Raw genomic sequence first — 16,114 nt, 5'->3', positions numbered from 1 at the left:
ACCTCAAAGGGACGGCTTGGCTCTTCGCGCCTTGAAGAACTCGCTCAAGACCGTCCCGCATTCCTCGGCCAACACCCCTCCTTCAAACAGCACCTTATGATTGAGAAAGCCCTGGGTAAAAAACTGCCCCTGGCTTTGCACGATCCCCGCCTTGGGTTCCAGCGCGCCGTACACCACCCGTGCAATCCGCGAATGCACGATCAGCCCCGCGCACATGCTGCACGGTTCCAGGGTCACATACAGCGTGCTGCCCACCAGGCGATAGTTGCTGATGGCTTGCGCGGCGGCGCGGATGGCGACCATTTCGGCATGGGCGCTGGGGTCGTTGCCGCTGATGGGGCAGTTGAAGCCACGGCCGATGATTTCACCGTCCTGCACCAACACAGCGCCTACGGGGACTTCACCCAAAGCAGCGCCTTGGGCGGCAAGGGCCAGGGCTTCGCGCATGAAGTCCTGGTCGCGGCTGCGGTCGATGATCGCGGTGGGGCGAAACTGGCGCATCACGCCACCTCGATGGCGGCCATCAGGCCGGTTTCCATGTGGTCGATCACATGGCAGTGGAACATCCACACCCCTGGGTTATCTGCCACCAGCGCCACGCGGGCGCGCTCGTTTTTACCCAGCAGATAAGTGTCGGTGAAGTACGGGATCACCTTGTGGCGGTTCGAGGCGATCACCTTGAAGCTCATGCCGTGCAGGTGGATCGGGTGTTGGTACTGGGTCATGTTCTTCAATTCGAAAATGTAGCTCTTGCCCTTTTCCAGTTTGGCAATCGGGCGGTCGGCGCAGGTCTTGTCGGTGATGTCCCAGGCCTTGCCGTTGATCTGCCACAGGCTGGGTGGCTTGCCGTTGTCGACATTGACCGAAACGGAGCCCACCCACTCGAAATTGAAGTTGAGTTTCTCGGCATTCGCCAGGTCCGGCTCGCTGATCGGGTTAGCCGGCAGCGCCGGTGGCCACTCGGTCGGTTGATCGGTGTTGGCCACCGAACGGAACGTACCGAGGCGCACCGGGCCGTTGCGGATCGACAGTTCTTCGCCAGCTGGCGGTGCCTTGATCGCCAGGCAGATGCGCATGCCGGGGCCCAGCCAGTATTCCTTGCCCAACGGGCGCGGCTCGATGGGGTTACCGTCCAGCGCGTAGATCTGCGCCTCGACATCCGGAATGTTGATGCGGTAGGTCAGGGTATTGTCGAGGTTGAGCAGACGCACGCGAGTGATCTGTCCGGCCGGCAAATCGATCACGGCCTGGGACACGCCATTGATCGTCGACAACCGCCCGGCGGTGCCGCCGCGTGCCGCCTCACGGGGAATGCTGAAGGCGACGAAGGCGCCCTCTTCGTCCACGTGCCAGCTTTTCAGGCTGAGGGTGCGTTCATGTTTGAAACCGGTGGGTTCGCGCTCTTCGATGATCAGCGGGCCGACCAGGCCACGGCCGAGTTCTTCGCTGCTGTTCACATGGGGGTGATACCAGTAGCTGCCAGCGTCGGGCACGCGGAATTTGTAATCGAAATATTCACCGGGCAGCACCGGCAATTGCGAAACGTAGGGTACGCCGTCCATTTCCAGTGGCAGGCGGATGCCATGCCAGTGAATGGTCGTGGCGACCGGCAGGTGGTTGATAAAACGCACCCGCAGCCATTCGCCCTGACGCACGCGCAACTCGGTGCCCGGCGCGGATGGGCCGAATGCCCAGGCTTCAGTCTTGTGCCCCGGTACCAGCTCCACGTCCAGCGGTGCGGCGATCAGTTCGTAATCGTGCCCGGCCTCGGCCTCGGCGACTTTCCCCAGCCAGTAGCGGTAGGCGCCACCGGCACCGACGCCTACTACGGCCAGGCCTGCAAGACCACCCAGGATTTGTCGACGGGAAAAGGATCGGGACACAACAACCTCACGTATCGGCCGCAGGCCCAAGACCTGCAAAGGGCAGATACGATACACCTGCCCAGGCTGTAGGAGCGAGCTTGCTCGCGAAAGACCTGAGAACAACTCGGGTAGCCAGGCTCCCCGCGTCATCGTTGACGACCTTCGCGAGCAAGCTCGCTCCTACAGAATGATCGACGGATCAGGCCTTGGCGGCCGCCAGGATCAGGGCTTTCATCTCGGCCACGGCGCCTTTAAAGCCGACGAACAGCGCATGAGCCACCAGCGCATGGCCGATGTTCAGCTCGTTGATGCCCTTGATCGCGGCCACGGCTTCGACGTTGTGGTAGTGCAGGCCGTGGCCGGCGTTGACGATCAGGCCTTCCTTGAGGCCGCAGCTCACGCCGTCGATGATGCGTTGCAATTCATCGGCTACTTCGGTGGGCGTGGTGGCATCAGCGTAACGGCCGGTGTGCAGCTCGATCGCTGGTGCGCCGACGCGACGCGACGCCTCGATCTGACGCTCGTCGGCGTCGATGAACAACGAGACTTCGCTGCCGATCTTCGACAGGCGCTCCACCGCAGCCTTGATCCGCGCTTCCTGGCCAGCCACGTCGAGGCCGCCTTCGGTGGTCAGTTCCTGGCGGGTTTCCGGCACCAGGCAGATGTGCGCCGGGCGGATACGTTCGGCGAACTGCATCATTTCCTCGGTGACGCCCATTTCGAAGTTCATGCGGGTTTGCAGCACATCCTTGAGCACCAGCACGTCACGTTCCTGGATGTGGCGGCGGTCTTCGCGCAGGTGCACGGTGATGCCGTCGGCGCCTGCTTCTTCGGCGTCCAGCGCGGCCTTGACCGGGTCCGGGTAACGAGTGCCCCGGGCCTGGCGCAGGGTAGCGACGTGGTCGATGTTGACGCCAAGAAGAATGCGATTGCTGGTGGTCACGGAAGCGCTCCTGAAAAGGGAAAGAAACGCTGCACAGCATACACGGGGTTGTCAGGGCTTTCGAAACAACTCGCGACTGACCAGCGGCCGTCCGCCCAAGTGCACGGCCAGGGCCTGGCGCATCAGGCGCTTGGCGGCAGACAGCGCGCCGGGGGCGGTCCAGTCGGCTTCGCTCATGGCCAGCAGTTCGGTGCCCTGGAACAGACCCGGTTGCAGCAGGTAGACACGCTCCAGGCCGGCGTCGACCTGCAGACGGTACATGCCGTCGGCGGCGATGGGGTTGCCGTGCACGTCGTTGTTTAATTCAAAGCCATAGCCCAGGTCGTCGAGCAGGCGCCATTCGAAGGCGCGTAGCAGAGGCTCCAATGGACGCCCTTCGGCCAGGGCCAACAAGGTGGCAGCGTAGTGATCGAAGACGGCCGGGTGCGGGTCTTCGGCAGGGAGCAGGCGGATCAATAGTTCATTGAGGTAGAGACCGCTGAACAGCGCTTCGCCATTGAGCCAGGCAGAGGTGCCGACGCTTTCCATGCGACCGACGTTTTTCAGCTCACCCTTGCCGCGAAACTCCACGTCCAGGGCCACGAATGGCCGTGCCAGCGTGCCCGCCTTGCCCCGCGCACTGCGCAAGACAGCGCGCAGGCGGCCTTGGGGCGTGAGGAAGTCCACCAGGGCGCTGGTCTCGCGGTAGGCGCGGCTGTGCAGGACGTAGGCGAGTTGGCTGGGGGGTGGGGATTGGGACATGTCAGGCTCGCTGAGGGAACACAGGCTTCAAAGCGACAGCGATCTCTGTAGGAGCCGGCTTGCCGGCGATGGGGCCCTCAAAATGTGAAGTGTTCTTGAGGCAGCCATCGCCGGCAAGCCGGCTCCTACAGGGGGTTAACGATGTGTCAGAGGTCGCCGTAGCCCAGCGAGCGCAATGCACGCTCATCATCGGACCAGCCACCCTTCACCTTCACCCACAGGTTGAGCATGATCTTGGAATCGAACAGCAATTCCATGTCCTTGCGCGCTTCGGTGCCGATGCGCTTGATGCGCTCGCCCTTGTCGCCAATGATGATCTTCTTCTGGCCGTCACGTTCGACGAGGATCAGCGCATGGATGTGCAAGGTCTTGCCCTGCTGCTTGAACTCTTCGATCTCGACGGTGATCTGGTACGGCAGCTCGGCGCCCATCTGGCGCATGATTTTCTCGCGCACCAGTTCGGCGGCAAGGAAACGGCTGCTGCGGTCGGTGATCTGGTCTTCCGGGAAGAAGTGCTCGTTCTCCGGCAAGTGCTCGGCGATCACACGCTCCAGCGCATCCAGGTTGTGACCGTGCTGGGCCGAGATCGGGATGATCTGCGCGTTCGGCAGTTGTTCCTGCAGCCAGCTCAGGTGCGGCATCAATTCGGCTTTGTCTTCGATACGGTCGGTCTTGTTCAGCGCGACGATCAGCGGGCCGGTGACGTACTGCACACGTTCCAGGACCATCTGGTCTTCGTCGGTCCACTTGGTGCGATCGACCACGAAGATCACCACGTCGACGTCTTTCAACGCCGCCGAAGCGGTCTTGTTCATGTAGCGGTTCAGGGCCTTCTCGCCCCCCTTGTGCATGCCTGGGGTATCAACGTAGACCGCTTGCACGTTGCCTTCGGTCTTGATGCCCAGCATGTTGTGGCGGGTGGTCTGCGGCTTGCGCGAGGTGATCGCGAGCTTCTGGCCGAGGATGTGGTTCAGCAGCGTGGACTTGCCCACGTTCGGGCGGCCGACGATGGCAACATAGCCACAGCGTGTTGCGGTTGAATCAGTCATGGCCATTCTCCACGCCCAGGGCAATCAGTGCTGCAGCGGCCGCTACCTGTTCGGCAATACGACGGCTCACACCCTGACCTCGGCTTTTTTCGTTCAATAAGGTGATTTCACATTCCACGAAGAACACGCGGCAATGCGGCTCACCCTGGATATCCACCACTTCGTAGCGTGGCAGTTCGCAACCACGGGACTGTAGGAATTCCTGCAGGCGGGTCTTGGGGTCTTTGTTGGTGTCGACCAGCGTGAGGCTCTCGATCTCGGAGGTCAGCCACGCGGTGACACGCTCCTTGGCCGCTTCCATGCCTGCATCGAGATAGATGGCACCGATAAGAGCTTCCAGAGCATCGGCGAGGATCGATTCGCGGCGGAAACCGCCGCTCTTCAGCTCACCGGAGCCCAAGCGCAGGTACTCACCCAGGCCAAAACCACGAGCCAGCACCGCCAGGGTCTCGCCTTTCACCAGGCGGGCGCGCAAACGCGACAGCTGGCCTTCACGGGCTTGCGGGAAGCGCTCGAACAGGGCCTCACCGGCGACGAAATTGAGGATGGCATCACCGAGGAATTCCAGGCGCTCGTTATTGCGCCCTGCAAAGCTGCGGTGTGTGAGGGCAAGGACCATCAATTCCTGGTCCTTGAAGGTGTAGCCGAGCTGGCGCTCGAGACGACTTAAAGAAACGCTCACGGTTTACCCATATCTGTTTGGTGGCACCGGCGGCCATCGACGATTGACGCAGTGTTCAAATTCAAATCCTGATTGGTGCAGCATGAGGCAGGACAGATTTGTCCCCACCCCAGAAAAGCATTCGGCGCTGTGTTCACAGCGCCGCCTGTATTACTTGATCAGCCCGACCCGCGAGAAGTTCGGCAAGTGGCTGAGTTTGGGTTCCGGCCAGCTCATCCAGACCGCGAAGGCCTTGCCGACGATATTCTGGTCGGGAACCATGCCCAGCAGGTCCTTGGGAATGTTGGGGTCATCCCAGTACCGGCTGTCATTGGAGTTGTCGCGGTTGTCGCCCATCATGAAGTAGTGCCCGGCCGGCACTGTCCACTGGCCGTCAGGCTGGGCACGGTAACGGCTCATTTCCTTGCGGATTTCGTGCTCCACCGCACCGAGTTTTTCCTGGTACAGCTCAGCGCTGCCCAGGCTGTTCGGCTCGGAACCGATCAGTTTCTCGGCCACCGACTCGCCATTGATGAACAGGCGCTTGTCGCCGGTGTAGCGGATCACGTCGCCCGGCAGGCCGACCACACGCTTGATGTAGTTGACGTTCGGGTCGCTCGGGTAGCGGAACACCATCACATCGCCACGCTGCGGGTCACCGACTTCAATGACCTTCTTGTCGATCACCGGCAGGCGGATCCCGTAGGAAAACTTGTTCACCAGGATGAAGTCGCCGACGTCCAGAGTAGGTTTCATCGACCCCGAGGGGATCTGAAACGGTTCCACCAGGAACGAACGCAGCACCAGCACGATGAACAACACCGGGAAGAACGACTTGCCGTATTCAACCAGCAAAGGCTCTTTGTTCAGCTTCTCGATTACCACGCCATCGGGCTGGCTGACGCTGCCCTGATAGGACGCAATAGCCGCCCGCCGACGCGGGGCGAAGAACACCAGATCGAGCAACGCCAGGAGACCGCAAACGGCAACGGCGATGACCAGCAACAGCGGGAAATTTAGCGACATAGGACCTAACTATCCAACCTGAGCACCGCAAGGAAGGCTTCTTGTGGAACTTCCACGTTACCTACTTGCTTCATGCGTTTTTTACCGGCTTTTTGCTTCTCAAGCAGCTTGCGCTTACGGCTTACGTCACCGCCGTAGCATTTGGCCAGTACGTTCTTTCTGAGTGCCTTGACGGAGGTCCGCGCAATGATCTGCCCACCGATGGCGGCCTGGATCGCGACGTCGAACATCTGGCGCGGAATCAGTTCTTTCATCTTCTCGGTCAACTGGCGACCTTTATAGTGCGCGTTGTCCTTGTGCACGATCAGTGCCAGGGCATCGACCTTGTCGCCGTTGATCAACACATCCAGCTTCACCAGATTAGCCGATTGGTAACGGTCGAAATGGTAATCCAGCGAAGCATAGCCGCGGCTGGTGGATTTGAGGCGGTCGAAGAAGTCCAATACCACTTCGTTCATCGGCATGTCGTAGGTCACTTGGACCTGGGTGCCGAGGAACAGCATGTCGCGCTGCACGCCACGTTTTTCGATGCACAGGGTAATAACGTTGCCCAAGTGCTCCTGCGGAACCAGGATGTTGGCCCGCACGATAGGCTCGCGCATGTCTTCGATCGCCGAGAGATCCGGGAGCTTGGACGGGTTGTCGACGTAAATCGTTTCACCGGTTTTCAGCAACAACTCGAAAATAACCGTTGGCGCGGTGGTGATCAGGTCCAGGTCGTATTCGCGCTCGAGGCGCTCCTGGATGATTTCCATGTGCAGCATGCCCAGGAAACCACAGCGGAAGCCGAAGCCCAGGGCGTCGGAGCTTTCCGGGGTGTACTGCAGCGACGAGTCGTTGAGGGTCAGCTTTTGCAGGGCCTCGCGGAAGTCTTCGAAGTCATCGGAGCTGACCGGGAACAGACCCGCGTAGACCTGCGGCTGGATGCGCTTGAAGCCTGGCAGCACGTCGACATCCGGCGTGGAGCTCAGGGTCAGGGTGTCACCCACCGGCGCGCCGTGGATGTCCTTGATACCGGCGATGATGAAGCCTACTTCACCGGCTTTCAGATCAACGGTCGCGGTGTGCTTGGGGTTGAAGACACCGACGCTGTCCACCAGGTGGATCTTGCCGGTGGACTTGACCAGGATCTTGTCGCCCTTCTTTACACGGCCGTGGCGCACGCGTACCAGGGAGACAACGCCCAGGTAGTTGTCGAACCAGGAATCGATGATCAACGCTTGCAGCGGATCTTCGTAGTTGCCGGTCGGGGCTGGAATGGTCTGCACCAGGCGTTCGAGCACTTCGTCGACACCCAGGCCGGTCTTGGCGCTGCAGGTGACGGCGTCGGTGGCGTCGATGCCGATGATCTTCTCGATCTCTTCCTTGACGCGCTCTGGCTCGGCCTGAGGCAGGTCGATCTTGTTCAGCACGGGCATGACTTCCAGGCCCTGCTCGATCGCTGTGTAGCAGTTGGCAACCGACTGCGCTTCCACACCCTGCCCTGCGTCAACCACCAGCAAGGCACCTTCACAGGCCGCCAGGGACCGGCTGACTTCGTAGGTGAAGTCGACGTGGCCTGGGGTGTCAATGAAGTTCAGTTGGTAGGTGATGCCGTCTTTGGCTTTGTAATACAGCGTAACGCTGTGGGCCTTGATGGTGATCCCGCGCTCGCGTTCGAGGTCCATGGAGTCCAGTACCTGGGCTTCCATTTCACGCTCGGCAAGGCCGCCGCACATCTGGATGAATCGATCGGCCAGCGTCGACTTACCATGGTCAATGTGGGCGATGATGGAGAAATTGCGGATATGACTCAAATCACTCACGGATCAACACTCAAAAAGGCTGCAGGCAGATTGCCCGCTGAAAAATAGCCGGGAATTGTACCTGATGCCCGGGCCGGACGTCATCTTTGCTGACCAGAACAAAAATGCCCCGATCTCTCGACCGGGGCATTTTTTGTTCATAAGCGCGCAATCAACCGGCCCGGCGCAATAGCCAGAAGCCGGCCAGGGCACAGATGGCCGTGGGCACCAGCACCGCAAACAGCGGCGAGAAGCCGAACACCAGGCTCGACGGGCCAAGCAGGTCCTGGGCGATACGGAAGGTGAAGCCCACCAGTACGCCGGTAAACACGCGCTGGCCGAGGGTAACCGAGCGCAATGGGCCAAAGATGAAGGAAATTGCCATCAACACCAACGCGGCAGTCACCACCGGTTGCAACACCTTGACCCAAAATGCCAGCCAGTAGCGGCCATTGTTCAGGCCCTGGTCCTTCAGGTAGTGGATGTAACCCCACAGCCCGGAGATCGGCAGGCTTTCGGGGATCATCACCACGGTATTCAACAGTTCCGGCTTGAGGGCGATATCCCACTCCTGGCTCGGCACATTGATCACTTCGGTACTGGCCTTGGTGCCTTGGTCGATATTACGGAAGTAGGTCGTAGTGACATCGCTGAGTTGCCATTTTTCGCTGCCGTATTGCGCACGTTTGGCGAAGCTTGACTCCAGCAGGTGACGTTCTTTGTCGAACGTATAACGCGTGACACCAATCAACAGGCCACCCGGCTGCACGGCGTTGATGTGGATGAACTCATCACCCTGGCGGTGCCACAGGCCGTGCTTGGAGCTTTGCGCATCGCCCGACCCCTGGGCCAGGGCACGATTGGCCTGGGCAGTGGTTTCAGCCGGCGGCGCAACGTATTCACCGATCAACACGCTGCACGCCATCAGCAGCAGCATGGGCTTCATGACCGCCCAGACGATACGACCGATGGACACGCCGGCGGCGCGCATGATGGTCAACTCGCTGTTGCTGGCCAGGCTGCCCAGGCCGATCAGGCAGCCAATCAGCGCGGCCATCGGCATCATGTCGTAGAGGCGGCGCGGCGCGGTGAGGGCCACGTAGCTCAGCACGTCCCACACGGTGTAGGTGTCAGTGACGTTGCCGACTTCATCGATAAAGGCGAACAGCGAAGCCAGACCGAGGATGATGCCCAATACCGCCAGGATGGCGATCAGTACGCTGCTACCAATGTAGCGATCGAGCTTAGCCACGAGCCAACTCCTTCTGGCCACGACGGCTCATCATTTTCAAACGGATCGGTTCCCAATAGAGCAGGCCCAGGCCAATCACCAGGAAGATCCCGTGCACCCACCACAGGCCCAGGGTCGGCGACAGCTTGCCCTTCTCCAGGGAACCACGGGCGGAAATCAGGATGGTGAGGTACGCCATGTACAGCAGGATTGCCGGCAACAGCTTGAGGAAGCGGCCCTGACGCGGGTTGACGCGCGACAGCGGCACCGCCATCAAGGTCACAATGAACACCAGCAGCGGCAAGGAAATCCGCCATTGCAGCTCGGCAATCGAGCGCAGCTCCTTGCTGCCGAACAAATCGGTGGTCGGGATGGCGTCGCGGTCGGTGACTTCGTCACTGATATCCGGGCGCGCCAGCATCACGCCATAGGTGTCGTACTTGATCGCACGGTAATCGGCCATGCCCGGGCTACCATCGTAGCGATAGCCATTTTCCAGGATCAGGTAGCGGCTGCCGTCAGGACGCACTTCCTGGCGACCGGAATCGGCCACCAGTACGGAAATGCCACGGTCTTTCTTGTCCTGGCCCAGACGCTTCTCGGAGATGAACACACCGCCCAGGTTGGCGCGGTCGTCGGTCAGGGTTTCGGTGTAGGTCACACGTGAACCGTCATTGAGCGCCTGGAAGCGGCCGGGTTCGAGGGTGTCGAACTCGGTCATCGCGTCCTGTTTATTCAGTACCAGTTGGAACTGCATGGCGCCCTGAGGGGCCAGGCTCAGGCTCAGCCAGGCCACGATCAGCGCAACGCCGGCGGCCGGGATCATGGTCATACCCAGCAGGCGCTGCTGGCTCATGCCGGTGGCCGAGAGCACGGTCATCTCGCTTTCGAGGTACAAGCGGCCGTAGGCCAGCAGGATCCCGAGGAACAGGCCGAGCGGCAGGATCAACTGCAGGAAGCCCGGCAGACGAAAGCCCATGATCAGGAACAGCGAGCCCGGATCCAGGGCGCCGGAGGCAGCCTGGGCCAGGTATTTGACGAAACGACCACTCATGATGATGACCAGCAATACCGCACTCACGGCACTCAGGGTCAACAGGACTTCGCGGGACAGATAACGGAAGACGATCAAACCAGACACTCCAGGGTTGTCAGGCTAAGGCGGCCAAACAAGCAAGCATACCGAGTCAGCCCGCTTGCACGGGCCAGCTAAAAAGATGGCGCATTATCCTGTGATTGACCGTGCCTGTCACGGAGCTTGCTCATGCACGTGCACAAAGCGGGTGACAAGGGTTGTCAGCCTCCGCCGGCGAGGTTCAAACTGCGGCCTTTGTCGCCAGCGGTTTACACAGCTGCCTGGTATTAAAGCCGGAGTACAGACTCCTGGCTAACCGACCTTTATAAGGGACCCGAAAATGGAATTGGTTGTAAAAAGCGTTAGCCCCGAAACGTTGAAAACCGCCACCCTCGTGGTCGCCATCGGCGAAGGCCGCAAGCTCGGCGTTGCCGCCAAGCAACTCGACGAACTCAGCGGCGGCGCCATCAGCGCAGTGCTCAAGCGCGGCGACCTGGCCGGCAAAGTCGGCCAGAGCCTGCTGCTGCAGAGCCTGCCCAACCTGAAAGCCGACCGCGTATTGCTGGTGGGCGTGGGCAAGGACGCTGAACTGGGCGACCGTCCGTTCCGCAAAATCATCAGCGGCATCCTCACCACCCTCAAGGGGCTGGGCGGCACTGACGCCACGCTGGCACTCGATGAAGTCGTGGTCAAAGGCCGTGACAGCTACGGCAAGACCCGCCTGCTGGCCGAGAGCCTGGTGGACGGCGGCTACATTTTCGACCAGTACAAGAGCACCAAGGCCGAACCCCGCGCCCTGAAGAAAATCACCCTGCTGACCATCAAGGCTGCCCAGGCTGAAGTCGAGCGGGCCGTGACCCATGCGACTGCGATCGCCAATGGGATGTCGTTTACCCGCGACCTGGGCAACCTGCCGCCGAACATCTGCCACCCGACTTTCCTCGGCGAACAAGCCAAGGCGCTGGGCAAAGAGTTCAAAGGCCTGAAAGTCGAAGTGCTGGACGAGAAGAAGATCAAGGAACTGGGCATGGGCTCGTTCTATGCCGTGGGCCAGGGTAGCGACCAGCCGCCACGCCTGATCGTGATGCAATACAACGGCGGCAAGAAGTCCGAGAAGCCTTACGCCCTGGTCGGCAAAGGCATCACCTTTGACACCGGCGGCATCAGCCTCAAGCCGGGCCTGGGCATGGACGAGATGAAGTACGACATGGGCGGCGCCGCCAGCGTGTTCGGCACCCTGCGTGCCGTGCTGGAACTCAAGCTGCCGATCAACCTGGTGTGCATCCTGGCCTGCGCCGAGAACATGCCGAGCGGCGGCGCGACCCGTCCGGGCGACATCGTCACCACCCTGAGCGGCCAGACCGTCGAAATTCTCAACACCGACGCCGAAGGCCGCCTGGTGCTGTGCGATGCCCTGACCTACGCCGAGCGCTTCAAGCCACAGGCCGTGATCGACATCGCCACCCTGACCGGTGCCTGCATCGTCGCCCTGGGTTCCCACACGTCGGGCCTGCTGGGCAACAGCGATGAGCTGATCGAGCAACTGCTCAGCGCCGGTAAAGCCGCCGACGACCGTGCCTGGCAACTGCCGCTGTTCGATGAGTACCAGGAACAGCTGGACAGCCCTTTCGCCGACATCGCCAACATCGGCGGCCCGAAAGCCGGCACCATCACCGCTGCGTGCTTCCTGTCGCGCTTTGCCAAGAACTTCAACTGGGCGCACCTGGACATCGCCGGCACGGCCTGGACCAGCGGCGGCAAGGACAAGGGCGCAACCGGCCGTCCGGTTCCCCTGCTGACCCAGTACCTGCTGGATCGCGCCAAGGCCTAAACGCAACCCTCCCTGTAGGAGCCGGCTTGCCGGCGATGGCTGCCTTGAAATCGCTATAAGATTCAAGGGACTCATCGCCGGCAAGCCGGCTCCTACAAGGGGTATGCGCACGACCAGGAAATGCAATGACCCAAGTCGACTTCTATATATTGCCCAGCGCCGACCCGCTCGCGCGCCTGGACTTTGCCTGCAAGCTCACCGAAAAGGCCTGGCGAATGGGCCACCGCATCTATCTGCATTGCAGCGATGCCGCCCAGCGCGATGAGCTGGATGCCCGCCTGTGGCGCTTCAAAGGCGAAAGCTTTGTGCCCCACGGCCCCGCAGAATCCGAACCCGACGGCCTGGTTGTCCTGGGTTTGGGGGACAGTTGTGGCGATCACCAGGACCTGCTGGTCAACCTGGACCTGAAAGTACCGCCATTCGCCAAGGCGTTCGCCCGTGTGGCGGAAGTGGTGGTGGAAGATCCGGCGATTCGTCAGGCCGCGCGGGAGAGTTTCCGTTTCTACCGCGAACAGGGCTATCCTTTGCAAGATCACCGGCTACAACGACTTTGAGTACATGATGGACAATTCCAACCCACTGAAAAAAGACGACCACCTGCTGGACGACCTGGAGTCGATCCGTCAGTTGCTCGGTGATGATGACTTGCAACCGCCGCTGTTGACCGAATCGGTCGAGGGCGAGGTACAGATTCCGCTGTTGTTCGACATGGTCGGCGGCAAACCCGTCGCGCCGGAGCCGGTTGCGGTAGCCCCCGCCGTCGAACCTGCCCCCGCTGAAAAAGGCCCAGACGCCCTGCTGCTGCACCTGGACAACGAACTGCGCGCCGCTGCGCAACTGATCATGCAAGACGTGATCGACGACTTTGCGCCGCATATCGAAACCGAGATCAAGCGCCGGCTGGATGCGCGGATGGAACGGTTGCTGAGCCAATACCAGTCATAAGTCCTATCAGGAGCGATTTTGCTCGCTCCTACCCCTCTCCCCTATCCCCCGTTATACTTGCCGGCTTTCCTGAATAAATGCCAACTAGGGTCCCGCCGCGCATGGATAAGACCTACCAGCCGCACGCCATCGAAACTTCCTGGTACAACACCTGGGAATCCGAGAATTATTTCGCCCCGCAAGGCGCGGGCGATTCCTACACCATCATGATTCCGCCACCGAACGTCACTGGCAGCCTGCACATGGGCCATGGCTTCAACAATGCGATCATGGATGCGTTGATCCGTTTCCGCCGCATGCAGGGCCGCAACACCCTGTGGCAACCGGGCACCGACCACGCCGGTATCGCCACGCAAATGCTGGTGGAGCGCCAACTCGAAGCCACCGGTCAGAACCGTCACGACCTGGGTCGCGAGAAATTCCTGGAAAAGATCTGGGAATGGAAAGACCAGTCCGGCGGCAATATCAGCCGTCAGATCCGTCGCCTGGGCTCGTCCGTCGACTGGAGCCGCGAGCGCTTCACCATGGACGACGGCCTGTCGGAATCGGTGAAAGAAGCCTTCGTGCGTCTGCATGAAGATGGCCTGATCTACCGCGGCAAGCGCCTGGTCAACTGGGACACCAAGTTGCACACGGCGATTTCCGACCTTGAAGTGGAAAACCACGACGAGAAAGGGTTCCTGTGGAACCTCAAGTACCCACTGGCCGACGGCGCCAAGACCGCTGAAGGCAACGACTACCTGATCGTCGCCACCACCCGTCCGGAAACCATGCTCGGCGACGCCGCCGTCGCGGTTAACCCGAACGACGAACGCTACCAGGCGCTGATCGGCAAGTTCGTCGAGCTGCCGTTGGTCGGCCGTCGCATCCCGATCATCGCGGACGACTACTGCGACCCTGAATTCGGCACCGGCTGCGTGAAAATCACCCCGGCCCACGATTTCAACGACTACGAAGTCGGCAAGCGCCACAACCTGCCGCTGCTGAACATCTTCGACAAAAACGCCGCCGTACTGCCAGCCTGCCAGGTGTTCAACCTGGACGGCACGCTGAACGACAGCATCGACGGCAAGATCCCGGCTGAATACGCCGGTCTCGATCGTTTCGAAGCACGCAAGCAGATTGTTGCCGCCTTCGACGCCGCTGGCCTGCTGGTCAGCGTTGACGACCACGGCCTGAAAGTGCCGAAGGGCGACCGCTCCGGTACCGTGATCGAGCCGTGGCTGACCGACCAGTGGTACGTGTCCACCAAGCCGCTGGCCGAACCTGCCATTGCCGCCGTGGAAGATGGCCGCATCCAATTCGTGCCGAAACAGTACGAAAACATGTACTTCTCGTGGATGCGTGACATCCAGGATTGGTGCATCAGCCGTCAGTTGTGGTGGGGCCACCGCATTCCGGCCTGGTACGACGAGTCGGGCAAGGTCTATGTAGGCCGCGACGAAGCCGAAGTGCGTGCCAAGCACAACCTCGGTGCCGACGTTGCGCTGCAACAGGACAACGACGTCCTGGACACCTGGTTCAGCTCGGGCCTGTGGACCTTCTCCACCCTGGGCTGGCCGCAGCAGACCGAATTCCTCAAGAAATTCCACTCCACCGACGTGCTGGTCACTGGTTTCGACATCATTTTCTTCTGGGTTGCCCGGATGATCATGCTGACCATGCACCTGGTGAAGAACGAGGACGGCACGCCGCAGGTACCGTTCAAGACCGTGTACGTGCACGGCCTGGTGCGTGATGGCCAGGGCCAGAAGATGTCCAAGTCCAAGGGCAACGTTCTGGACCCGCTGGACATCATCGACGGCATCGACCTGGAAACCCTGGTGCAGAAACGCACCTCGGGCCTGATGCAGCCGAAACTGGCGAAGAAGATCGAGAAGCAGACCCGCGACGAGTTCGCCGACGGCATTGCCAGCTACGGCACCGACGCCCTGCGCTTCACCTTCTGCTCGCTGGCGTCCACCGGTCGCGACATCAAGTTCGACATGGGCCGTGTCGAAGGCTATCGCAACTTCTGCAACAAGATCTGGAACGCTGCACGCTACGTGCTGGATAAAGGCGAAGACTGCGGCCAGAACGGCGAAGCCGTCGAACTGAGCCTGGCCGACCGCTGGATCATCTCGCAGCTGCAACGCACCGAAGCCGAAGTGACCCGCCAACTCGACCAGTTCCGCTTCGACCTGGCCGCACAAGCCTTGTACGAGTTCATCTGGAACCAGTATTGCGACTGGTACCTGGAACTGTCCAAGCCTGTGCTGTGGGACGAGAACGCACCGATCGAACGCCAGCGTGGCACCCGTCGCACCCTGGTTCGCGTGCTGGAAGTGGCACTGCGTTTGGCGCACCCGTTCATGCCGTTCATCACCGAAGAAATCTGGCAGCGCCTGGCGCCGCTGGCCGGTATCGAAGGCAAGACCATCATGCTGCAACCTTGGCCGGTGGCCAACGAAGCGCGCATCGATGAGGCGGCCGAAAGCGATATCGAATGGCTCAAGACCCTGATGATGGGCACGCGTAACATCCGTGCCGAGATGAACATCGGGCCGGGCAAGCCTTTGGCGGTGTTTGTGAAGAACGCCAGTGCCGAAGACCTGCGTCGCCTCACCGAGAACGATGCGCTGCTCAAGAAGCTGGCGAAGCTGGAGTCGATCACCGTATTGGCGGCCGGCGAAGAAGCACCACTGTCCGCGACCGCACTGGTCGGCGAGATGGAAGTGCTGGTGCCGATGGCCGGCTTGATCGACAAAGATGCCGAGCTGGCGCGTCTCGACAAGGAAATCGGCCGCCTGCAAGGCGAAGTGCAACGCGTGGGCGGCAAGCTGTCCAACGCGGCCTTCGTCGACAAGGCACCGGCTGAAGTGATCGAAAAAGAACGCGCCAAGCTGGCCGAGGCTGAACAGGCCCTGGGCAAGCTGGCGGAGCAACATGCGCGGATCTCTAGCCTGTAAGGTGTGAACCGTGTG

General features: G+C 61.0%; 14 protein-coding genes. 4 read left to right on the top strand and 10 right to left on the bottom strand.

The window, feature by feature from the left end; all coding sequences use genetic code 11:
• Nucleotides 1-3: 3 nt before the first annotated feature.
• From tadA to lptF, 10 genes are all read right to left on the bottom strand, one after another.
• Nucleotides 4-501: a tRNA adenosine(34) deaminase TadA gene (tadA, locus tag HX868_RS08170; RefSeq protein ID WP_033902446.1), complete on the bottom strand. Its 498-nt coding sequence runs from the start codon at nt 499-501 to the stop codon at nt 4-6.
• Nucleotides 501-1,883, bottom strand: a complete 1,383-nt coding sequence (locus HX868_RS08165) for a multicopper oxidase domain-containing protein (protein ID WP_177002512.1) — start codon at nt 1,881-1,883, stop codon at nt 501-503. The genes tadA and HX868_RS08165 overlap by 1 nt, the downstream gene beginning before the upstream one ends.
• A gap of 181 nt (nt 1,884-2,064) precedes the next feature.
• Nucleotides 2,065-2,808 (bottom strand): pyridoxine 5'-phosphate synthase, encoded by a 744-nt coding sequence (gene pdxJ / locus HX868_RS08160; RefSeq protein ID WP_095014831.1) that lies wholly within the window; start codon nt 2,806-2,808, stop codon nt 2,065-2,067.
• A gap of 51 nt (nt 2,809-2,859) precedes the next feature.
• Entirely contained in the window at nt 2,860-3,549 is a 690-nt protein-coding gene (recO, locus tag HX868_RS08155; RefSeq protein WP_177002511.1) for a DNA repair protein RecO, read from the bottom strand.
• Between the two features lie 146 nt (nt 3,550-3,695).
• Nucleotides 3,696-4,598, bottom strand: a complete 903-nt coding sequence (era, locus tag HX868_RS08150) for a GTPase Era (RefSeq protein WP_016978271.1) — start codon at nt 4,596-4,598, stop codon at nt 3,696-3,698.
• Entirely contained in the window at nt 4,591-5,280 is a 690-nt protein-coding gene (rnc, locus tag HX868_RS08145) for a ribonuclease III (protein WP_016978270.1), read from the bottom strand. Before rnc ends, era begins: the two co-directional genes overlap by 8 nt.
• 150 nt (nt 5,281-5,430) lie before the next feature.
• Nucleotides 5,431-6,285 (bottom strand): signal peptidase I, encoded by an 855-nt coding sequence (gene lepB / locus HX868_RS08140; RefSeq protein WP_016978269.1) that lies wholly within the window; start codon nt 6,283-6,285, stop codon nt 5,431-5,433.
• 5 nt (nt 6,286-6,290) lie between these two features.
• Complete coding sequence (gene lepA / locus HX868_RS08135; RefSeq protein ID WP_028618986.1) at nt 6,291-8,090, bottom strand: translation elongation factor 4; 1,800 nt, start codon at nt 8,088-8,090, stop codon at nt 6,291-6,293.
• A 151-nt stretch (nt 8,091-8,241) separates the two neighbouring features.
• Nucleotides 8,242-9,321: an LPS export ABC transporter permease LptG gene (gene lptG / locus HX868_RS08130; RefSeq protein WP_095014829.1), complete on the bottom strand. Its 1,080-nt coding sequence runs from the start codon at nt 9,319-9,321 to the stop codon at nt 8,242-8,244.
• A complete protein-coding gene (gene lptF / locus HX868_RS08125) occupies nt 9,314-10,432 on the bottom strand; it encodes an LPS export ABC transporter permease LptF (RefSeq protein WP_016978267.1) in 1,119 nt (372 codons plus the stop codon). The genes lptG and lptF overlap by 8 nt, the downstream gene beginning before the upstream one ends.
• A 283-nt stretch (nt 10,433-10,715) precedes the next feature.
• Here lptF and HX868_RS08120 point away from each other — a divergent pair, with 283 nt between their 5' ends.
• From HX868_RS08120 to HX868_RS08105, 4 genes are all read left to right on the top strand, one after another.
• Entirely contained in the window at nt 10,716-12,206 is a 1,491-nt protein-coding gene (locus HX868_RS08120; protein WP_095014828.1) for a leucyl aminopeptidase, read from the top strand.
• 125 nt (nt 12,207-12,331) lie between these two features.
• Nucleotides 12,332-12,760, top strand: coding sequence for a DNA polymerase III subunit chi (locus HX868_RS08115; protein WP_033902453.1), 429 nt, complete (start codon nt 12,332-12,334; stop codon nt 12,758-12,760).
• A 7-nt stretch (nt 12,761-12,767) separates the two neighbouring features.
• Nucleotides 12,768-13,151, top strand: coding sequence for a DNA polymerase III subunit chi (locus HX868_RS08110; protein WP_177002537.1), 384 nt, complete (start codon nt 12,768-12,770; stop codon nt 13,149-13,151).
• A 101-nt stretch (nt 13,152-13,252) separates the two neighbouring features.
• Nucleotides 13,253-16,099, top strand: a complete 2,847-nt coding sequence (locus tag HX868_RS08105; RefSeq protein WP_177002510.1) for a valine--tRNA ligase — start codon at nt 13,253-13,255, stop codon at nt 16,097-16,099.
• The last annotated feature ends 15 nt before the right edge of the window (nt 16,100-16,114 follow it).

The organism is Pseudomonas reactans, from assembly GCF_013385825.1.
In the GTDB taxonomy this organism is placed as follows: Bacteria; Pseudomonadota; Gammaproteobacteria; order Pseudomonadales; family Pseudomonadaceae; genus Aquipseudomonas; species Aquipseudomonas reactans.
This window is presented reverse-complemented; position numbering and strand designations above follow the sequence as displayed.